At 60.2% G+C, this 20452-nt stretch carries 16 protein-coding genes and 2 pseudogenes; 8 read left to right on the top strand and 10 right to left on the bottom strand.

From position 1 onward, the window contains the following. Positions 1–118 precede the first annotated feature (118 nt). The 3 genes and pseudogenes from INT40_RS21420 (at position 119) to istB (ending at position 3363) form a co-directional block, all read left to right on the top strand. Positions 119–875, top strand: a pseudogene (locus INT40_RS21420) (DUF6994 family protein). A 176-nt stretch (positions 876–1051) separates the two neighbouring features. Continuing rightward, complete coding sequence (gene istA / locus INT40_RS19430; protein WP_193096786.1) at positions 1052–2587, top strand: IS21 family transposase; 1536 nt, start codon at positions 1052–1054, stop codon at positions 2585–2587. Then, complete coding sequence (istB, locus tag INT40_RS19425; protein WP_101575090.1) at positions 2587–3363, top strand: IS21-like element helper ATPase IstB; 777 nt, start codon at positions 2587–2589, stop codon at positions 3361–3363. The genes istA and istB overlap by 1 nt, the downstream gene beginning before the upstream one ends. An 895-nt stretch (positions 3364–4258) precedes the next feature. Here the strand turns inward: istB and INT40_RS19420 are convergent. The 3 genes from INT40_RS19420 to INT40_RS19410 form a co-directional block, all read right to left on the bottom strand. Continuing rightward, the gene (locus tag INT40_RS19420; protein WP_193096785.1) at positions 4259–4798 is read right to left on the bottom strand and encodes a hypothetical protein; all 540 of its coding nucleotides are present in this window, start codon (positions 4796–4798) and stop codon (positions 4259–4261) included. Between the two features lie 172 nt (positions 4799–4970). Continuing rightward, entirely contained in the window at positions 4971–5801 is an 831-nt protein-coding gene (locus tag INT40_RS19415; RefSeq protein WP_193096784.1) for an NAD(P)H-dependent oxidoreductase, read from the bottom strand. Positions 5802–5837: 36 nt separating this feature from the next. Further along, positions 5838–6269: a DoxX family protein gene (locus tag INT40_RS19410; protein ID WP_193096783.1), complete on the bottom strand. Its 432-nt coding sequence runs from the start codon at positions 6267–6269 to the stop codon at positions 5838–5840. Between the two features lie 43 nt (positions 6270–6312). On the opposite strand from INT40_RS19410, the pseudogene INT40_RS21415 reads away from it, so the two are divergent. Further along, a pseudogene (locus INT40_RS21415) lies at positions 6313–6684 on the top strand (MerR family transcriptional regulator); the annotation flags it as partial. Positions 6685–6723: 39 nt separating this feature from the next. Further along, entirely contained in the window at positions 6724–7281 is a 558-nt protein-coding gene (locus INT40_RS21410; RefSeq protein WP_413463563.1) for a hypothetical protein, read from the top strand. 44 nt (positions 7282–7325) lie between these two features. Here the strand turns inward: INT40_RS21410 and INT40_RS19400 are convergent, their stop codons facing one another. Further along, entirely contained in the window at positions 7326–8246 is a 921-nt protein-coding gene (locus tag INT40_RS19400; protein ID WP_193096781.1) for a patatin family protein, read from the bottom strand. A gap of 136 nt (positions 8247–8382) precedes the next feature. Between INT40_RS19400 and INT40_RS19395 the strand changes: the two genes are divergently transcribed. After that, positions 8383–9606: an MFS transporter gene (locus INT40_RS19395; protein WP_193096780.1), complete on the top strand. Its 1224-nt coding sequence runs from the start codon at positions 8383–8385 to the stop codon at positions 9604–9606. Positions 9607–9624: 18 nt separating this feature from the next. Here INT40_RS19395 and INT40_RS19390 read toward each other — a convergent pair whose 3' ends face one another. Both INT40_RS19390 and INT40_RS19385 read right to left on the bottom strand, forming a co-directional pair. After that, on the bottom strand, positions 9625–10479 hold the full coding sequence (locus INT40_RS19390; RefSeq protein ID WP_193096779.1) for a hypothetical protein: 855 nt from the start codon (positions 10477–10479) through the stop codon (positions 9625–9627). A 60-nt stretch (positions 10480–10539) separates the two neighbouring features. Next, complete coding sequence (locus tag INT40_RS19385) at positions 10540–12555, bottom strand: ABC1 kinase family protein (RefSeq protein WP_193096778.1); 2016 nt, start codon at positions 12553–12555, stop codon at positions 10540–10542. Between the two features lie 318 nt (positions 12556–12873). Between INT40_RS19385 and INT40_RS19380 the strand changes: the two genes are divergently transcribed. Beyond that, positions 12874–13512, top strand: coding sequence for a DUF6037 family protein (locus INT40_RS19380; protein WP_193096777.1), 639 nt, complete (start codon positions 12874–12876; stop codon positions 13510–13512). Positions 13513–14507: 995 nt separating this feature from the next. Here the strand turns inward: INT40_RS19380 and dctP are convergent. From dctP to INT40_RS19360, 4 genes are all read right to left on the bottom strand, one after another. Next, positions 14508–15788, bottom strand: coding sequence for a TRAP transporter substrate-binding protein DctP (gene dctP / locus INT40_RS19375; protein ID WP_193096776.1), 1281 nt, complete (start codon positions 15786–15788; stop codon positions 14508–14510). A gap of 139 nt (positions 15789–15927) precedes the next feature. Then, entirely contained in the window at positions 15928–17490 is a 1563-nt protein-coding gene (locus INT40_RS19370; protein WP_193096775.1) for a TRAP transporter large permease, read from the bottom strand. After that, positions 17487–17981, bottom strand: coding sequence for a TRAP transporter small permease (locus tag INT40_RS19365; RefSeq protein ID WP_193096774.1), 495 nt, complete (start codon positions 17979–17981; stop codon positions 17487–17489). Before INT40_RS19365 ends, INT40_RS19370 begins: the two co-directional genes overlap by 4 nt. After that, positions 17981–19018: a LysR family transcriptional regulator gene (locus INT40_RS19360; RefSeq protein ID WP_226831687.1), complete on the bottom strand. Its 1038-nt coding sequence runs from the start codon at positions 19016–19018 to the stop codon at positions 17981–17983. Before INT40_RS19360 ends, INT40_RS19365 begins: the two co-directional genes overlap by 1 nt. 121 nt (positions 19019–19139) lie before the next feature. Here INT40_RS19360 and INT40_RS19355 point away from each other — a divergent pair, with 121 nt between their 5' ends. Continuing rightward, complete coding sequence (locus tag INT40_RS19355) at positions 19140–19829, top strand: aspartate/glutamate racemase family protein (protein WP_226831686.1); 690 nt, start codon at positions 19140–19142, stop codon at positions 19827–19829. The last annotated feature ends 623 nt before the right edge of the window (positions 19830–20452 follow it).

Here is a 20452-nt window from a genome sequence, read left to right as displayed (position 1 = left end):
TCGGATGGGCAGTGTGAGAACTTCCATCATCGGAAGACCTCGACGTCTATCCGGGTAGCGACTCGCCTTGTTTGAAATTCATCGGCCTACACTCTCGTTTACGAAGAGCCGCTTTATAGTGACACCCCAACCGGGAGAGACCCCCGACTCGCTCAGTCCGACCCTCCGCGAGTATCACCAGAAACTCTGGAGCAAGCAGCTGCCTTCCGGCCATATGTTCGCCCTCACCGCTTCTGACAGAACGAGTCGAGCCTCGGAAGTATTGTGCTTTCCAGCAATACGATCACGACTCGGCTCAAAGGCCGAGCGTCGAAGGTTGCGCAGCAGATCTCCGCAGAGTCACTGTCACCTGATCTTGGATACACCATAGGAAGCTCGATCATCTTCCCAGGCAACCGAATTGATGTTGCCTCAACGATCAACGGCGCTCGTGGGTTCCATCCACGGATCGCCGATCGTTTTGACCTGACTCTCGAATGCATCCGCCGTCACTATCGCGGAGAGTCCAGTCCCCTGCCACCCACGTTGCTGAAATGTGGTGACTTCTTCGGTCTGTTCGAGAGTTTCCTCAGTATGTCGAGTCCTTCCTACTCCACGACTTGTGGGACAGTCATAGATCACGGATCAGATTCCTCCATCGTTTTGACGACTTCGCAACTCCCGCGGTACCGAAGACGCCGGGAGATCTCATCGACTACTTGCAGGCGAACTATGAGTTCATACACGCCAGAAACCTTCGGATTCAGCATAGGATCTGGGAGCCCGGCGATCACCTCGGCGACGAGCACGCCTCATCCGGACTCCAGTTGATCTTCTATTTCATTGAACCGCGCCGGGGCCCACCAGTGTTGGCGGCCATGGGAAACTGCCCATAGGCGGACAGTGGAAATGCCCACTCCTGGCCAGTAGAACTGCCCAGTGACGGCCACGATTTCTGCCCATCCGACCACATAGTGCCCCCGCTCAAGGGGGACGACCCCGAACCACTTCTCGGGGATGATGACGGTGTCTAATCGATCAGCATCCACCACGAGAGGGTCCGGGGCCGCTTATGAAGTCTGACGGAGAAATCATGGAAATTCTAGAAGCATTCGACTCGACTGGGTCGTATCGGGCCGCGGCCGAGATGGTGGGGTGTTCCCATCACACGGTCAAAGCTCACGTTGACGCCCGTAACCAGGGCCGGCCCGTGGGTACACCAGTCCGCCGCGACCGGACCACGGACGAGTTCATGGACAAGATCACGGAACTAGTGACTCGTTCAGGAGGCAAGATCCGCGCCGATAAAGTCCATCAACGACTGATCAAGCTCGGTTATCAGGGGTCGGAGAGATCGACGCGGCGCGCGGTCGCTGAAGCCAAGCAGATCCAGGAGAGGGCTGGTCGTCGTGTGCATCGGCCGTGGGTGGCCGAGCCAGGATTGTGGCTGCAATACGACTATGGTGATGGGCCCGTCATCGACGGGGCCAAGACAGTGTTGTTCATCGCGTGGTTGGCGTTTTCGAGATTCCGGATCGTGATCGCGCTGCGCGATAAGACCCTGGCGTCGGTGTTCATGGCCCTTGATCGCACGTTCCGACTCATCGGCGCCATCCCGACCTATGTCCTGACCGATAACGAGAAGACGGTCACGACGATGCACATCGCCGGTGTGCCCGTGCGCAACCGCGACACGGTCTCGTTCGCGAAGTACTACGGGACCACGGTCCTGACCTGTCAGCCGGCTGATCCCGCGTCGAAGGGTGGGGTGGAACGCTCAGTCCAGATCGCGAAGGCCGACTTGGTTCCCACGGCCACGAATCTGCTGGCCGAATACGCATCGTTTGCCGAACTCGAGATCGCGTGCCAGGAATTCATGGAAGGAGTCAATGCGAAAGAGCATCGGGTGACGAAACGGCGCCCGATCGACCTGATCGGCCAGGAGCTTGAGGTGATGCACCCTGTCCCGGACCGGGCCCATACGATCGCGTTCGGACTCTCGAGGAAGGTACTGGTCAATACGCCGATGGTGGCCTTCGAGTCCGGGCAGTACTCGGTGCCGCATGCGTTGATGGGTTGCGAGGTCTTCGTGAGGGTCCACGGAGTCGCCGATGGTGAACAGATCATTATTGTTGCCGCGGGCAGTGACGGGATTCGGGAGATAGCCCGACACGGCAGAGCACGGCCAGGATCGCCTGAGATCTGTGACGAGCATTTCCCAACCGATGCGACACGCAAGGTCCCCGGAGTCTACGCAATCCAGGCTAGGAACCGTGATGAGGAAGCCTTCCTGGACATCGGTCACGGGGCGCACGAGTGGTTACGTGAAGCAGCCGCAGCCGGGGTGCCGAGGATGCGAGTGAAAATGGTTGAGGCCGTGGCCCTGTCGCGTTTGCATGGTCGTGAGGATGTTGACGAGGCGTTAGGCACCGCAGCCGCCTATGGTCGCTTCGCCACGGGTGATGTGGCGTCGTTGCTGGCCCATCGAGTCAGCAATCAAGGCATCAGGAGCGCGGGCGAAGATGCCTCGCTTGCTCAAGGTACCGCCGGGTGGCAGGCGATTAGCATTCGACCGGTGACAGGGACTGCTGACGGGAGTGTGGCCTGATGGCGATCACACGTCAGGTGCCGGACTTAGATGCTGAGGTCGAGGCGATGATGCGACGGTTGAAGATGCCGTATGCGCGCACTCTTGCCCCGGAATTGTTGGCCACGGCGAAAGCTCAACGGTGGGAGCCCGTCGAAGTCGTGCGAGCTCTGCTGGTCGAGGAGGCTCGTGGTCGGTCGGCGGCGATGTTGGCGACCAGGCGCAAGCAGGCGGGTTTCCCCACGGGTAAGACGTTTGAGTCCTGGGATGAGGATGTGTCATCGATTCCTGCCCCGACGCAGCAGGGCCTTTCGACTCTGGAGTGGGTATCGCGGAAGGAGAATTTGGCTGTCTGCGGGCCCGCTGGCACGGGTAAATCGTTCTTCCTGGAGGTGTTGGGCCACAAGATCATCGATGAGGGCGGACGTGTGTCCTGGCTGCGGCTGGACGATCTGGGCGGGCTCATCCGTGCCCATCGTCCCGATGATGGTGTTGCCAAGACTGTTCAGCGATTGTTGCGAGCCGATCTCGTTGTTATCGATGATATTGGGCTCTTACCTGTCAGCGATGATGCGGCCGAGGGTCTGTATCGGCTCGTCGATGCCGCCTATGAGAAACGCTCGATCGCGATCACGTCGAATTTGCATCCGTCTGGGTTTGACCAGCTCATGCCCAAGACAGTGGCCACGGCCACTGTGGATCGGCTCCTTCATCATGCGCACTTGATCGAGACCAGTGGGGAATCGATCAGGTTGAGTCAGGCTGTTGCTGGTGCGGGGGTGGTTGCCTTGAGCTGACGTGAACGAGCCTGGTGGTCGCGGCCGGACACAAATAAGTGGATGGGCAGAAAACGTGGCCGCCCGTGGGCAGTTCTGGTGGCCATCAGCGGGCACTTTTCGTGTCCGCCCGTGGGCAATTCCTAATGGCCGTTGACACACCAGCCTGCAAGGTCAAGAACTCCTCGGAGAACCCGTACGGAGGCATGTCACTGCAGGTGACCTAGACTTGCCAAATTGCATCGAGTCGTTTTATATCGACCTCAGCCCAAAACAAGCCCTTCAAGCTGCTCATCCATCGCGTCCAGCCCCTTGATCTCACCCGGAAAGGTCGTCGACATCAGGTACGGGGCCTTGAGGACGTCGGCCCTCTTGACCACAGGCAGATTTGCGCCACCCCAATATCATCAGCCAATCGGGGACCTTCAGGTATCCGTTCACTACCGGTCCCGAAATCTTCGGCAAATACGGCTGGCGGATCGAGCAGATCCGCGATGCCTCCACCTCGGCGGTGAAGATTCACCTGCAAGTCGGCAGTCTCGATGGAGACATATAGTGACGGTCAACCGACCCAGGAGACACGTCCTCTGGGCCAGAGGGCGCGACCTTACTTGGTCCGAGACGAATTCCAACCATTCATGGTGCTCATGACAGTTCTCGCTCCTCGACGGGCTGAGAAGCGCGACGCACGATTGCTGAACGGCGCCACAGCTCATAATCGCCCATGACGCTTCGAGCACGTGTTGAGTGAGTCCTGCTTCCCTGCGGAGACGACGAAGGATTGTGCTAGCTGTACCCCTGCCAGTAAATTATCGCGAATTCACTATATTCAGGAAGGGCATCGAAAATCGGCTTCCGCCTCAAACCACTACCAGCGTCGGCGGGGAGCAATTCGGTCTGCGCTGAGCCTGCTCACCTATGTGGGATTCCACTCCAGCACAGCGTCGAGCAGTTTTTGTGGAGCCTGTGCGCTGTCCAACCGCAGCACAGGCTGTCTGATGGTCCGCAGCCACGACTCATGCGCAGCACGGCTGCGGCCAGTGAACGACGGATCGTCATATTTCATCGCCCAATCCCGGAAGTCAGCCCAGGTCCTATCATCGTCATCAAGTTTCGTGCGACCGCGACGAATTGCTTCACGTTCTTCCAATCGGCGAAGGCGCTCCTTGGGAGACAGCCTCAGGAATACGACAGCGTCGGACTCTTCGACGACTGAGGCGCCCCACGTAGTCATCGCCCCTGACAGCACCCAAGCCTCGCGAGGGACAAACATTGCGTGCATAAGCGCCAGTCTCTCCTCAACCGAACGTGCAGTCATATAGGGAGGGGAGGTTGGTAACCAGAAGTAGTCGTCACTGTCCGCGTGAGGGACGGACCACGCGTTCGCGATGGCCCTCCCGAGTGTCGTGACGCCCGCCCCGCTTGGGCCCAGAATGTGGAGTCGGCATCTCTCCATCGCATTTCTCCTTCACTGTCCGAGGCGTACCTGCTCTTGCACCTGCGACTATTGTGCTCTGATCTCTTCTTGGTGCGCCGGACCTCCTGACAATAGACAGACCTCGCCCATCGGTCTCGGGTGAGGGCCCATCGAGAAGTCACCGGATTCCCGGGCACAGCCTCGTCGGTTCTCAGGCACAACTCTCGCCGTAATAGCCGGGAGCATTGTGAGCATCAATGCGATGAATGCCGAGGTCAGTCCGGCCGGGATGGATATCGGCCCGAAGCGCCCGTGCGTCGGAGTAGTCACCATCTGCCAACCTACGGTAGCCGTGTACTCGCTCTGAGCCGAGGTCACGAATCCGTTCCGTCAGGCGCTCAGTTTCAACGCTGAGTCGATCCGAGTCCACGGTATCGGCGTCATAGACGACATGGAGATCCAACGCCTGGATACCGACATACCACAGCGCTCCATGAGTCAACGGAAACAGCAGGGTCTCCAAGTCGCCGCTGATTCCTCGAGCACCGATCGACCTTGCGTCTTCGCCCGCTGTCACGATCACCAGTGCACGCCGCCGGGTAAGTCCCCCATCACCGTACCTGCGGGGAACTCCGAGTTCCGGATCGAGGTCTCCGAAAGCGAAACCCGCCGTCAATACCCGATCGAGCCATCCCTTGAGAATCGCCGGCGGACCGTACCACCAAAGTGGGAACTGGATGACCAGCAACTCCGCCGCGGCAAGCTTTGCCTGCTCTTCACGAACATCTGACGCAGTCGTTCCATTGGCAAAAGCCTCAGCGTTGAGTTCCACAATGCTCCCTCGACGCGCGTCTCCGCCAAGATCTCGATCTGAGAGCACCGGGTCAAATTGCTGTGTATACAGCTCCGAGGTCAAGACCTGGAACTGCTCGCTAAGGGCCTGAGAGCCTTCCCCGAAGAGGTGGCCATTCAATGTCTCCCGGTGAGGATGGGCATACACCCAGAGTGCTGTCTTCGGGCTCGGCGGATGATTGATCGTCATGATTCTGTCTCCTCTGTTCTCGGCGCTGTTGCCGGGTCATGCCTGCCAGCGACGGATCGTATGGATCAGTGCGGTGGTGTCGAAGCGGCGGAACCAGGCGACGATGCAGACGAGGACCAATGTGATCACAGGAATGGCGACCAAGTCAGGGGTGACCATGGTGCTGAGTATAGTTGCGCCGATCATCAGCGGGATCTGGCAGATCGAGGCGAGGCCGGACAGACGGGGAATGAGCAGCGCGATCGCGCCAGCGAGTTCAAGCCATCCGACGACAACCATGCCGGGGATGCCGAGTCCGATCACCTCGAATGGTGCGACGGCGATGGGGTTGCCGAACGCCTTCGGGAGGGCCATGAAGACAAAGATGAGGGCGAGCAGCACTTGTATCGTCCACAGGGCGATCGCGCCGATGACGGGTCGAGTGTGGGTAGCAGATCGGGTGTGGGTGGAAGGCGAGGTTGTGGTCATGTCGAATCCGTTCGTCTTAGGCTTCTGCGGTTCAGGCTGATTGATGAGTGGAAGATGCTGCTCGATCGATGCCGGTAGAGAATCCGCTTCCGTGCTTGTCAGTTCGACCGTAATCTGTGCCGCTACGTCATACTCAAGGCCCAATCATTGTGACATGAGCCACGTTGGTGGCCTCACCCGTCCTCATAGGCCCGCATTCGGTGCCAAGTGCGGCAATGCTAAAGTCAGTCGCACAGGCACAATCAAACTCTCGCCCGGGACGGGGAAGCAGATGGGCTGGAGCACCCAAGAACTCGCAGACCTGGCGGGCACCACCCTCAGGACTGTCCGGCACTATCATGACGTCGGGCTGCTTCCGTCACCTCCGCGCAACTCGAATGGCTACAAAAACTATGGCGTTTCACACCTGACGCTCCTGCTTAGAATTCGGCGACTCGTCGAGCTCGGTGCCCCCTTGTCAGAAATTCGCCACTTGGATCTCGCCGACATGCAGCACCAGGAATCAGACGAATACACAGATAAGCTGCGCGAGTTGGACGAAGAAGCCGAGGCAGCGATCAGACGCCTGCATGCCATTCGCGGCCAAATCTCACACGAACTCGCTGTGCACCCTCAGCAAGGATCCAGATCACTGGACGGGCTGGGGCCGGCTGACGAGGAATTCATGACAGTGGCCTCGCGAATACTCTCCGATGAGTCCCTCTCGGCGTGGAATACACTGCACGAACAGGTTCCCGGCCATCAGGCACTGGTGGAATTCAGCCAACTGACGGAAGACGCGAATCCCGATGAGCTGACCGACCTGCCGGATAGGCTTGCAGCGGTGGTGCGCCAACTGCACGCCGAGGCACCCGAGCTGGCTTCACCGACATTCGCGTCGGCACGAGGCCAGCGCTTCGGCCAACAAGCGCTCCAAGTCGCCGTCGCGGAACTATATAATCTCACGCAGTTGGAAGTTCTATTGCGAACAAGTGTCATTCTCAGCGATCAGGCCGCAACACCTGAGGACTAGATCCGGTCAGATCGGCCAGGCCAGCAGGTCGAACTACCATCTCGTTACGCCTGCTTCACCCCGAGGAACTCGCACATCGCCGGCAGCTCACGCCGTGATTGAGAGAGCCCCATCCGGTGCGCAGCGGCGAGGCGGCGCAGATCGCGAGTGCCGTTGTCGACAGGCATGCGCTCAGGGGCGAAGACATGGGCCTTACCCTCCTCCTCGAGGGCGAAGATGCGTTCACGTGTCTCGTTGTACCTCGCCCACCGGGTCAGCAGTGCCTCCCCCAGCGCCGGGTACCGGCGAAAGACCTGGCGGTAGACCGAGGGGAAACGCTGCGGCACCTTCCGGTACGAGCGCTCCTGCGTGAGCACGATGACGAACTTCTCGAAACCCTCGCGCTGTGCCTGACTCAGCGCGATTCCACCGTCCTCGCCCATCGCACCGTCGACATAGACATGACCGTCCAGATGGACTGGCGGCATGAGAGCAGGCATCGTCGAGGACGCACGCACCCGGACCATGAGGTCGTCGATGTGCGGCGTGTCCTTTCGCGACCACACAACCTCGTCGCCGGACTCTGCGTCGAATGCGATGATCCGCATGTCGCTGGGGTTCGACTGGAATGACTCCCAATCGAACGGCAACGCCTCCTCGGGCCCGCCGGCCTTCTGGTAGATGTACTCCGCATTGAACATACCCTGCCCGCGGGCGAAGTAGCGCAGACCACCGAACTGTTCGTCCGCGGCGAATTCCACGAACGACCGGCGAGCCCGACGTGCATCGCCGGACAGATAATTCACCGCATTCGATGCCCCTGCGCTGATGCCTGCAACCCAGGCGAAATCCAGTCCTTCGCGAAGAAGCGTGACCACCATCCCGCTCGTCAGGGACGCACGCATGCCGCCGCCTTCGAAGATGAGGGCCGTGGCGCTGATCCGCGTTGTGTCTGCCGTTCTCGTCGCTGGGTGTGGGCTCGTCATGTTCGTCATCTTAACGAAGGACAGTCTTCGACGTGCACGGGGCATGGCACTGAGGCCGCACCTACAGGAGAGGCCACGGGACGATCCCGAGACTGGCTCGCGGTCGGACTCGGTTGGCCGCGGATAGGCTGAGCGTATGAGACCTGATCGAGGCTTCTTCGTGCTCTGGAGCGCGAATGCGTTGTCCAATCTCGCAGATGGTCTCGCCTTTGTCTCGATGCCACTGCTGGCAACATCGATGACCGACGATGCACGTCTGGTCGCCGGTCTGGCCACTCTCTACGCGCTCGTGCGGCTTCTCGTCGCCTTGCCGATCGGTGTCTGGGTTGATCGCTTAGAACGCCGCACCCTCATTGTCGCCGCCAATATTCTGCGCGGCATCACGTTGCTCGGACTGGCTCTGACCATTCAGCTCGGACTCTCTTCACTGGTGCTTCTCTACGCAACAATGGCCATCGTCGCAACGTTCGAGAGTCTGGCTGACAATGCCGCCGTCGCCGTCCTGCCCTCGCTCGTCAAGAAAGACCGCTTGGATTCCGCAAACGGACGAATAACAGCGGCACAGCTAATCGCCGACGAGTTCGCTGGTCCTCCCCTGGGCGGAATTCTGTTCGCGCTGGCGGCATCAATTCCCATCTTCGCCATGGGCGGACTGTGGGCTCTTGCCGGAGTCATCACCCTCGCACTGCCCATCCGTCGGAGAGCGCGTTCGACCGGTGAACTCGCAGCTCGGCGCTCGGTATTCGCTGAGGCACGCGAAGGGATCGTCTGGCTGAGACATCATCGTGTCGTCGGCAGTCTGGCTCTCATCGGAGCACTCGCAAGCATCGGCTACATGCTGCCGTTCTCAATCCTCGTTCTCTTCGCCCATGATCATCTTGGTCTCAACGGCGCCGGCTATGGACTTGTGCTCGCGTTCGCCGCCCTCGGAGGACTCCTCGGATCATTCCTCGCGCCCAGGCTTCGAAAACATCTGGGGTGTCGGTGGACGATCACCGGCGCTCTCGCCTTAGGCGCAATGACTCTCGGCGGTCTTGCGTGCACTACGAGCCCGATCATCGCCGGCGTCCTTCTGGCCCTGTATATTCTGCATGCCGTTGTCTGGAACATCTGTTCCCTCTCGTTACGACAAAGACTCGTCCCAGACAATCTGCTCGGACGGGTCGGCGCGGCGACACGCGTGCTCGGACTTCTGGGCCTGGGTCTAGGATCTGTACTCGGAGGAGTCCTAGGCACAATCGATCTGTCGATCCCGGTCGCCCTCGGCGGCCTGCTCTTCCTTGGCTGCAGCATCACGGCAATGCTCACGCTGCGAGGTCAACTGCTTCCGGAAGACCAAGTTCCAGCCAGGCGAAAGTAGACGACCTGCACCTGTTTTTCAGGAGTCGCAGACTTTCGAGAGGTCGGGAGGCTCACCAAGGCCCTTCTTCAGTTCAGCGTATGAGAAGTTCTCACGGGGGCCAGCAAACTCGATCGCCTTCCGGACAAACGATGGAACGTACAAGCCATCGTCGGCAACGTCAGCTGAAAAGGTGTTTTCCCAGTCGCATGTCAAGAGTCCCGGAGACATCGTGGCCACACTGATTCCGTTCCCTTGGTCGCCTCCGGATTCGTACCCCTTTGGGACGGTGAACTTGAGATTATAGACGTACACACCCCAGCGGCTGATCGACCCCTTCGTCATTGGGATGGCTGCTCGCGCCGTCATTTCAATCACGGCGTCCGACGACCCGTCCTCCGCCTGGTCGACGTCGGTAGAGACTGCAACTCGCGCTTCGGTGCTCAACTCAACGTTGGGAGAAATCACAAGACCGTATGCCGCAGCATTTTCAAGGCCATCGTCCCGATCGCCATCGTATTCTGCCGAAAAACGATCGAATTCGGACGATCCTACAACTTTTTGTAGACCATCAACCAAGCCACGGGTAGAGGTCGCATTGTTCGCTTCATCGCTGAAGACTGATGCCTCCACCCACGATGACATCAGAGGCAGCGCTGCTTGAACTTCTGGAGTCTGGGAGCCGGATGAAGATACGGCAGACCAGTCAAACTCGGATTCCTCCACCCAACCAGCCGAGTCGAGCGCGCTCTCAAATACTTCAAAATCACTCGACGCCGTCGACGACGCGCTGCTCTCTGACTTCTTCTCGTTGTTGCCGCTGGAGCATCCCAAAGACACCAACGCGATCGACAGCAGAACTGCTCCGGTCCGAAGCACACTTCCCAAAGTCATACAGCAATAGTACCGACTGGAAAGACCGGCTAGCGGTAACCAGCATCCACAAGGCCGGCCCTACCCCAGCCCTTCCCACATCATCCGCTGCCGCAGCGCAGGAGCCAGCACCAGAGCGGCGATGACGCTGCCTACCAGCAGCACCCACGCCCCGAAGTAGGTGAAGAGCTTGAGTTCCGGTGCCAGCGGCGGACCGAAGTCGGCGGCCATGAGGATGACTCCGCCGAGGATGAGCGCCGTGGACACGATCACCTGAATGAACTGCTCGACAGTCGACTTGAGCAGGTTCTTGATCATCGAAATGTTCAGCCCACTCGTGCCGACGTCGAGTGTCCCGTCCTGCAGGTGCCCGGCGATGCGGGAGAGCTGCCCGGGCAGTTCCGCCAGCTGCGGTGCCGTCGCTGCCGCATATAGCGCGAGCTCCTGCCGATCGACGCCCAGTCCCCCGACCTCACGCAGCAATGTGCGTCCATTCTGCGTGACAAGTGTGAGGAGATTGAGCTCGGGAACGAGCCTGGTGATCGACCCTTCCAAGGTGCTGATCGCACGAAAGGCCGTGGCCACCGAGGCGGGCATGGGGAAGCCGAAATCGACGACGAAGTCGATGAGCTCCCCGAACAGCGCTGCCGAGGTCGAGCCCGGCAGACCGTCACCATACTTGAGCATGATCTGCCCGATCTCGCGCTGGAGCTCGCGCAGATTCACGTCGCTCGGTGTGCCGAGGAGTTCGAGGATCGCAGCCGTCGCGGCCTGCGAGTTCTGCGAGTCGAAGGCCATGAGCAGCAGGGCGATCGCGCGGCGGTCGCGTTTGTCGATGCGTCCCACGGCACCGAAGTCGACCAATCCCGCACGGCCGGCCGAGGAGATGACGATATTGCCGGGGTGCAGGTCGGCGTGGAAGATGCCTTTGCCGAGTACCTGGCGGACGACCATGAGGAAAAGGTCTTGGGCGATCTCCTCGCGGGCCAATTGCGAAAGCTTCCCGGTCACCTCGGTGGCGTGTGAAAGGGGAACGCCTTCGACGAGGTCCATGACAATGACGAACTCGCCAGAGAGCTCCTTGTAGACACGAGGAATGTGGACGACCGACTCCGTCTTCGAGGCCGAGCGTCCCGTCTCGTCTGCGACTCGCAGAGCCTCGATGTGGGCCAGTTCCCCGCGATAGTCGAGTTCTCCCTGGAGAGAGGAGACGAAGCTGCGGGCAAGCTTGCCGATTCCGACCTTCTTCGCCCAGTCCGTTGTGCGCTCGAGTCGCTCGGCCAGGGTCAGGACGATGTCGCAGTCGGCACGGACCTGTTTGCGGATCCGGGGGCGTTGGACCTTGACGGCGACCGTACGGCCTTCCCAGGTCACGGCTCGGTGGACCTGGGCGACGGAGGCACCTGCGAAGGGAACCTCGTCGAACTCGGCGAACACCTCGGCGACGGGCTTACCCCATTCGGTCTCCAACTGGTCCTTGACCTCTTTGAACGGAACCGGGGGCACACCAGCCTGCAGTGTGGAGAATTCCTCGACGAACTCGTGCGGGATCATGTCACCGCGCGTGGCGATGAACTGGCCGAGCTTGATGAAGGTGACACCGGAGGCAGTCAGCGCATCACGGGTCGTCGACGCGATCTCGCGTAGGGACACTCGCAGGGTCGGGATCCGTGGTTTGAGGTAGCGGGAGAGGCCGAACTGGATGAGGATCTTCTGGATCTGCGCGAGTCGGTTGAACCGGCGGTACCAGGTGGGGATCTTCGGCGCATTGCGGATGAGTGAGCTCAGTGTGCCAGAGGGCATGACGAGTTCGATCGCGAGGAGGACGAACATCTGGATGACGATGAACCACGCGAAGAGGAGCAGGAAGACCATGATGGCCGGGAAGCTCATGTCCAGGGTCGGGTATTGACCGCCCTCGGCGATGCCGAGCATCTTGTAGGCCTGAAGGGTGATGGGCCAGATCGAGAGGCCCATGACGAGGGAGACGATGGTGTTGCGTGCGGCTCCGGTGCCGGTGAACATCATTCGCCGCACGAGAAAGCCGACGATGAGCGCGTTGATAAGGCCCAAACCGATGGAATAGAGGATCGTCACCCGTTAAGCCCTTTCGTTGTTCGATCAGTCTCGCCGAGGTTCGGCACCGTCACCAGCCTAGTTGATGCCCTGCGGGTCGGGAGTGGCTGTGAGTGGGAATTTGCGGTGCATTCCGGAGCCGGGTCAAATGCACATACATCTGCCCAGCACACAAGTTCTGCGATTGATGGGTTTGCGCTCAAGGAGACGTGAATATGTGCGATATCGGGCCGATCAGAAGTGTGGTGGAAGCGCCAAATTAAGTGAGATGGGAGCGCCAAATCAGGTGACAAGCATGACACTATGAAAGTCAGACGGTTCGAGAGAGGGTGTCGCAGCGTGAAGCAGTTCATGCCTGATTTGCGAGAAGCAGTTTGTCAGTTAGAAGCCCAAGGGTTTGCGTTGGCAATAACTGACGTTACTTTCAAAAGCATCTCCTACTTTGTCATTATAAAACAGTATGCCAACGCCAAGCCGAAGAGCGAAAAGTTTGCACTCGCACGGCTAGAGTTCGTTCCGAAGAACGACCTAAGCGGCAGCATGGAGTGGCCCGCAAACACCAGGGGTCTGATCGGTGACGCCAAAGAGATTCGCAAGTTCTTCCAGATTCCCTATGCGGTTGGTGGGGTCGGCAATGCGCTCAATAACCTGTATGAACACATAGGGAACGTTTTGCTCGCTAACCTCCGATTGCAGCCCCAACCAGAGGAACGGTCCATGATTGTCGACAAGCTGAGCACGTCAGATAGCGAAGACCCAAACCGCGTGCACTGTTTCGCAGTTCGCAGGAACTCCATCAACCCACGGACAAAGAAACGGGAGCAACGCTCGCTATTCAACAGTCAGAAAGCTGCGATCTTGAGGCCGGCGTTATATCAACGACTCAAGAGTGACACAGGAATCAGCTTCAACTTCTCTACTGACCCACTCCGCGAGCGCTCGGACACCGCCATCTATGAATCGTTCGTCGGGTCGTAGTCGCTGCCACACCATTCATTTCCTAAGTGAGTTAAACCTCTTGCGATGTTGAGTTGGACCAAAGGAGAGAATATTGCCATCCGGAACCTATTACTGCGGAAAGTGCGGTCATAATCATAGACACAATTCTCAAATCGGACGACAGCATGCCAGTATTCCTACAAGCAGTCGCTCGCTTCCTCCCCCGTCACCATCGGGGCTCCCGCACCGAGTTCGCTCTACACCGACAGGAAGTTATAAATCGACATCGCCTCAAAACAGAGGTGGAGTGTCCAGAGGACCTGCAGCTCAACAACCAGGTGAGCACCGATCGCCTCCACCTCGTCGGCGGAGAGAGCAACAGGACCCACGAAAGCAGGAACTACGAAGAGTCTTGGAGGACGGCAGCGCTGACGTTGTAGTCTCGTTACTATTTGACCCGAGAGCAGGTTACCGACTTGTAGCCGATGAGATTCTTGATCGCATGCCGTGGTATCGAAGACGGAATCGAAGGCACTGGCTTTGCAAGATTCTCGAACGAGCCAGTGAAGCAATTGATCCCTCGACCTACACCGCATGGCTCGGGCACGGAATCGAGGAGATTCTAAAGCAGAGCGGGTTGCCACGCTTTGCTGTCAAGGTAATTTCGAAGTCGGCGGCCTTCGGCGCGGGCAAATTTGTCAGTTCAACAACACAGCTTGAGAACGTGAAGTTAGGACTACTTTTGATAATTCCATTGATATGCCCGAATTTTTCAAAGTGCCCGGCTCAAGCTGCTCCGTGCAAGGCACTTTTAACGCCGGGGGTCGAGGATCTGCTGCGATCCGCAGCATCGGGACAACAAGCTTGACTTGCGCCGAGACATACCCTCTCGCTCTCAGATGTCAAGGTTCCAATAGACCAGATCAAGGAACGGCCTTCAGTAAGCTCCAAGTCATCTGCAGACAAACCAGTCACGGCAGGGCTAAAACCACTTGCAATCTATCAACCAGCGAAGAAGCCAAAATTCCCCCGAATCACTCCGGCCGGTGCTCGCTCAACACCTTCTCGAACAGCTCGTCGCCGAGCTTGTCGTACGACGCATCCTCCGGGTACCACTCGTCGAGCTCAGCGAAGTCGCCCTTATCGTCGTAGCCGAGGTCCGTCACGGCCTTCTGCCATCCCTTCGCCGCATCATTCAACGTCGTCGGTGCGTCGGGAACTTCAGCCTTCTCAGCAGTCTTGTCCGACAGCGTCTTCGCGTACGTCGCCATCTGCTTCTGCACATCATCGTCGAAAGGTTCGACCGATCCGTCGTTGGCCTTCGCCTGTTCGACGGCCATCGCCTTGGCACCGATGACGACCTCCATCATGGTGGAGAACGTCGTCGACATCGAGTCAAAGACAATCTGCTGGTAGGCCACCGGCAGCTCCGAATACTTCTTCCCGGCCGTGATGGCACCGGCAGAACGGGCGATTCCCGCGTCGGAGGCGACTCCGATATTCGGGGCGACCTCGAACGTCCCGGCCTCAACATTCGGGGCCAGCTGCCCGAGATCGCAGTCCACGGTTCCGCGCTGCAGCGCCTCATAGGTCTCCGGGAACGACAGCGACACCGGAGTGGCTCCAAGATCGGTGACCTGCTTACCGGCGGCGGCCGAACCGACACGCAGCTGCTTGCCCTTCCAATCATCGAGAGCCGTCATCGGCTTCGAACACATTGTGGAATACCCACCGGCGGCGAGCATCGGGATGAGCGGAACGAGGTTCTTGTCCTCGAACTCGGCAAGCACTTCGGGCGTCTCCCACGCCGCCTGGACACCGGCAGCATTCGCGGCCAGATCACTGGCGACCGGCGAGGACGGCAGAGTCGACATGGCGGTGCCGAGCGCGTCGAAGGCCGAGTATTCGGCCGGGGTGTAGGACGGCAGTGTGAAGGCGAGATCGACTCGCCCGTCAGCCAGAGCGTCATCGACGTCGGCGTAGCTGGCGATCGCCTGACCCCAGACGATGTCGACGGTGATCTTCCCGCCCGAGCGCTCCTCGATCGCCTTCTTCACATCAAGCCCGTTCGGCGCAAGGATCGACTTCTCCGACATCGCCGAAGGCTGGAACTTCAGAGTCACAGGGTCGAGACCGGCCAGTGCCTCATCGATCTCATCCTGCGATGCGTCGTAGGCGAAGCCCTCCCCTGCAGAGGCATCCGAGTCCGAATCGCTCCCGCCGACAGATCCGGCGCATCCGGCCAAGAGCGCCAGCGACGCGAGCGTCGCGATGGCGGTAAGAGGGCGGACTGCCGCCGACCGAATGCGATTCATGGGACTCCTTTGAACAATGACTGAGAGTTTCCTTAGATCATAGATCTGAATGAGTCCGCCCTGTTATGACTCCCCTCACACCGCCAGGAATCCACGCAACGGCGTGTGCGACGGAACGGCAGGGCCACCTCGGCGAGGGTCAGCTACTGGCCATGCCACCGCTGGTGCGCTCGATGAGATCAGGAAGCCATTCGGTCATGCCTGGTACGGCGACCAGGAGGACGAGGAAGACCACTGCGACGGGAAGGAACCACAGCAGGGAGATGAAGATGTCGCGCAGCGTGATGGTGTGCCCGAGGTTGACGGCCTTGTCCTTGACGAGGCTGTGGATGATGTAGGGAATGATGCCGACCGGCGGGGTGATCATGCCGAATTCGCCAAGCAGGACGACGAAGACACCGAACCACAGCGGGCTGACCCCCATGGTCTCGAGCGTCGGCAGCAGGATCGGGATGGTCAGCAGCATCATCGACATGGTGTCGAAGAACATGCCCATGATGACGTAGAGGACGATGAGCACGAGCAGGAAGCCCACCCGCGAGAGCCCGAGGTCGGTGATGAATCCGGTGAGGATGGGGGCAAGCCCCGTGATCGCGAGCAGGCTGGTGAGCATCGTCGCGCCGATCATGATGAAGAAGATCGCCGAGGTGGCCGACACCGTGGCCATGGCCGAGGCCGCGATCTTTCGCCAGGGATGGTCGCCGCGTTTCTCCCACAGGCACAGCAGAACGGAGCACAGCGCGGCTGCGGCTCCGGCCTCGGTGGGGGTGAAGATGCCGGAGAACATGCCGCCGAAGAGAACGACGAGAATGACCAGGAAGCCCCAGACTCCGCCGAGTGAGGTCAGCCGTTGGCGCCAGGTGGGTGTCGTGCGGTCTGCGGAATCGACGCCGCGGCCGACGAGTTTCGGAGCGATGACACCGATGGAGAAGATGAAGACGGCGAAGCACAGCGCCAGCAGAATCCCGGGCAGGGCGCCGGCCATGAGTGCCGGGCCCACGGGCACGGAGGCGATGCCGGCGTAGATGACCATGAGGATCGACGGTGGGATGAGGTTGCCGGTCATGCCCGAGACCATGATCGTCCCGACGGCCATTCGTCTGTCGTAGCCGGCCTTGAGCATCTCGGGAATGCCGGCTCGGCCGAGCGCGTAGGTCATGCCGATGGTCGATCCGGTGACTGCGGAGAGTCCGGCGCCGGCGAAGGTCGTGCCGATGCCGATGCCGCCGGGCAGCCAGGAGAACCAGTCATCGGCGACACGGTAGATCTTGCCGGAGAGACCGGATTGGGTGAGCAGCATGCCCATAAAGATGAACATCGGCAACACGCTCAACGTCCAGTCCGAGACCGCGCTGAATGGGGCCGTCGAGAGGATATTCATGGTCGCCGGGATGCCGCTGACCGCGTAGACGCCGATGATGGAAGGCACGGACAAGGCGATGGCCACGGGCACGGAGAGGAAGAGGAGGACGAGCATCATGGCGATGCACCAGGCTCCGCCGATGGCCGCGGACGGGCTGGTGAAGAGGCCTGCGAGGCAGACGGCGACGAGGCCGAAGCCGATGGTCAGGGCCAGGGCGCCGGGCCTTTCGCGTCGGGAACCTGTGGGGAAGAGCGTGGTGGTGTTTGGTTTCTGGGTGCTGGTGCTGTTCGCGTCGTCTGGCGGCAGGGGTGCGCCGGTGAGGTCGGTGTTCGCGTTCACTTCTCCTCCCCTGCCGTGGTGCGGCGTCGAAGGATCGCGACGGCGTGAAGAACGTAGAGCACACCGAGGAGCACGAACACGACCGGCACGAGGTAGTACACGGGCCAAGTGATGACAGCGGAGACGTCGGCGGTCGACCCTATGGCCGTGTTCTGCAGCGCTTTACCCAGCCCGAACCAGGCGAAGGCGATCGACACGAGCGCGCCGAGAGCGCAGGCGAAGACCGTGAACACTGCGGCGGTGGCCGGTTTTGCCCGTTCGATGGCCATGGTGACGGTGATGTGTTCCTTCTGCAGTTGTGCGGCCGGGATGCCGAGCAGCGCCACGATGGGCAGGTACCAGTATTCGACGATTTCGTTGGTGCCGTAGATCGGTGTGTGGAAGACAGAGCGGGCCAGGGCGTGGGTGACGATGTGGAGCATCATGACGATGATCGCCGCGGCTGTGGTGACCGTCAGCCATCTATCGAGGACTTTGGTGAACGTGCTCATCAGGAGTCACTATAGCTGTCGGTCGAGGCGCTGGTGGAGCTCGCTCCGTCTGCGGTTTCCACTGCTTCGACGCCGGTTGCGACGTCTGCCCCACCGCCGGTGACGTCGGCAGCTCGCAGCGCGTCAATGAGGTCGATCACCTCGGAGGCGTCTGCCAGTCGGTCGGGGATCATCGCGGTGACGCGGCGGGCGCCGGCCTCTTGCAGGGCGATGGGGTCGATGCCTGGGATTTGGGAGTAGCGACGGGCGCTGCGAGGGAGCAGTGCGACGCCGAGTCCGTTGGAGACAAGCGATTGGATGGCGCCGGGATTGTCGGTGATGTGACGAGTCCGGGGTTCGAAGCCAGCGGTGCGGCAGAGACGTTCGGCGGTGGACCGGCAGCGTACACAGCCCATGATCCACGGCAGGTCGGCGACATCGTTGAGGTGTTGGATCTGCCCGGCTCGGTTCCAGCGTTCGGGGACGAGCAGGTCGAGGTGATCGGCGCCGAGGTCGACGGTCGTGTGTCCGGCCAGCTCGGGTGGGGCTTCGTCTTCGTGATGGAAGAGGAAGGCGATGTCGATGTCACCGTCGTCGAGCATGCTCAGCGCTTCGGGCGGTTCGGCCTCGGACACTTCGTAGGAGTGGTGAAGCGGTGCGTCGGTATTTGTGCCTGCGTTTGCTTCGAGCCTGCCGAGCGCCGCGGCCAGTGGGCCGATGACGAAGCTGGGGAACCCGGCGAGGCGGACATTGCGTCCGCCGAGGCCGAAGGCTTTCGCAAGGTCGCTGCGCAGTCCCGTCACCGAGGCGGCCACCTCGTTGGCGCGGATGCGGGCAAGTTGGCCGGCGGTGGTCAATCGGATCCCGCGTGGGGTGCGGTCGAAGAGGGTGACGCCGAGGTCTTTCTCCAGCGCATTCATGTGTTGGGACAGCGCCGGTTGGGACCAGCCGAGGACGCGGGCGGCAGCGCCGATGCTGCCGGATTCGGCGATGGCGCCGAAGATGAGTAGCCGTTTGGGCTCGCCGAGGTCGAGAGCCTGCTCGAAGACACTAGCCATAAGCCCAGCTTATGCCAATGCAGTGGGAACTGGGTCTACCGAGGCTGGAGGGATCGGGCCAGACTGGAGGTCAAGGACAGTTTTGGGCGTCGAAGAAGTCGACGAAATGAGGAGTGAGAGCATGCGCAGGATCGGTCTGCTGGGTGGCATGAGCTGGCATTCGAGCATCGAGTACTACACAAAGATCAATGATGCGGTGGCGAGTCGGCTCGGCGGTCACCATTCGGCGCGAATCCTCCTCGACTCCACGGACTTCGCCGACATCAGGGAGTTGCAGCTCGCTGAGGATTGGGCCGGAGCTGATGCGGCATTGGCGGCGACGGCGCAGCGCTTGGTCTATGGTGGCGCCGAGGCGGTGGCGATCGCGACGAACCTCATGCATAAGTGTGCGCCGGCGATCGAGTCGACAGTGGACGCGCCGCTCATTCACATCGTCGATGCAATTGCAGCGGCGGCGAAGCGGCAGGGGTATTCGACTTTGGCGGTGCTGGGCACGAAGTGGACGATGCTCGACGGCTTCTACATAGACCGCCTCGAGGCTCAGGGAATCGGGACACTGGTTCCGGACGAGGACACGTGCGTCGAGATCGATCAGATCATCTTCGACGAACTCACGCAGGGTGTCTTCACGGATGCCTCGCGTGAGCGATATGTCGAGATTATGAACGATCTCAAGGCACGCGGAGCGGATGCGGTGGCGCTATCATGCACGGAGATCGGGCTCCTCGTCCCCCCCGGAGACCGCTCCCCTGCCAGCCATCGACTCCGTCGACGCGCATGTGGCCGCGATCGCGGAGTGGGTAATGGCTGACGGACTCAATTAGCTACAACTGCCTACGGAAGCAGTTCCCGGTAACACGGGAACAAGGATCCCGTAGTGCCCGTTCACGACGGTGTCGCACAAACCATCCTCTGTCGAAAGGAGGCATTCGATAGCATTCGAGGAGTGAAGGGGTGTGTAACTACGTGGCATCATGGACACTAACTCACATCGCTTCACGAGCAACGCGCCTCAGAGCCTTTCCACTTCGTTACACAGATGCCATGGAAAGGCACTTCAGTACGACTCTAAGAACCCTAGAATCATCAAGGGCAAAGGTCCCGTCCAACCACCCAAGATGCCCCTACTCTAGCAATTTACTGTGCACAACTACCACGTTGGACTCACCCCACGGGAAGCTGGAGTACACCTCATGCTCAATTTCCCTACGGCGTTTAAAGGCGACGAAATCGGTCAGTCTGCTCGCGGCACAAACGCCTAGCATTGCACGATAGGGGCATTCGGAGAATACAACGGGAACGGACAGATTTCGTGCCTATTTGCGGCTCTTCGTAAACGAGAGTGTAGGCCGATGAATTTCAAACAAGGCGAGTCGCTACCCGGATAGACGTCGAGGTCTTCCGATGATGGAAGTTCTCACACTGCCCATCCGA

Origin of the sequence: Brevibacterium sp. FME17, assembly GCF_014897515.1 — a bacterium.
GTDB lineage: Bacteria > Actinomycetota > Actinomycetes > Actinomycetales > Brevibacteriaceae > Brevibacterium.
Note: the sequence above shows the minus strand (reverse complement) of the source record. Positions and strands in the feature narration are given on the sequence as shown.

Excerpts from the sequence above, each read along its gene's own strand:
- INT40_RS19410 (WP_193096783.1), bottom strand. The coding sequence starts at position 6,269 with ATGACCACAACCTCGCCTTCCACCCACACCCGATCTGCTACCCACACT.
- dctP (WP_193096776.1), bottom strand. The coding sequence starts at position 15,788 with ATGAATCGCATTCGGTCGGCGGCAGTCCGCCCTCTTACCGCCATCGCG.
- INT40_RS19355 (WP_226831686.1), top strand. The coding sequence starts at position 19,140 with ATGCGCAGGATCGGTCTGCTGGGTGGCATGAGCTGGCATTCGAGCATC.
- INT40_RS19420 (WP_193096785.1), bottom strand. The coding sequence starts at position 4,798 with ATGGAGAGATGCCGACTCCACATTCTGGGCCCAAGCGGGGCGGGCGTC.
- INT40_RS19395 (WP_193096780.1), top strand. The coding sequence starts at position 8,383 with ATGAGACCTGATCGAGGCTTCTTCGTGCTCTGGAGCGCGAATGCGTTG.
- INT40_RS19400 (WP_193096781.1), bottom strand. The coding sequence starts at position 8,246 with ATGACGAGCCCACACCCAGCGACGAGAACGGCAGACACAACGCGGATC.
- istB (WP_101575090.1), top strand. The coding sequence starts at position 2,587 with ATGGCGATCACACGTCAGGTGCCGGACTTAGATGCTGAGGTCGAGGCG.
- INT40_RS19360 (WP_226831687.1), bottom strand. The coding sequence starts at position 19,018 with ATGGCTAGTGTCTTCGAGCAGGCTCTCGACCTCGGCGAGCCCAAACGG.
- INT40_RS19365 (WP_193096774.1), bottom strand. The coding sequence starts at position 17,981 with ATGAGCACGTTCACCAAAGTCCTCGATAGATGGCTGACGGTCACCACA.
- INT40_RS19415 (WP_193096784.1), bottom strand. The coding sequence starts at position 5,801 with ATGACGATCAATCATCCGCCGAGCCCGAAGACAGCACTCTGGGTGTAT.
- INT40_RS19390 (WP_193096779.1), bottom strand. The coding sequence starts at position 10,479 with ATGACTTTGGGAAGTGTGCTTCGGACCGGAGCAGTTCTGCTGTCGATC.
- istA (WP_193096786.1), top strand. The coding sequence starts at position 1,052 with ATGAAGTCTGACGGAGAAATCATGGAAATTCTAGAAGCATTCGACTCG.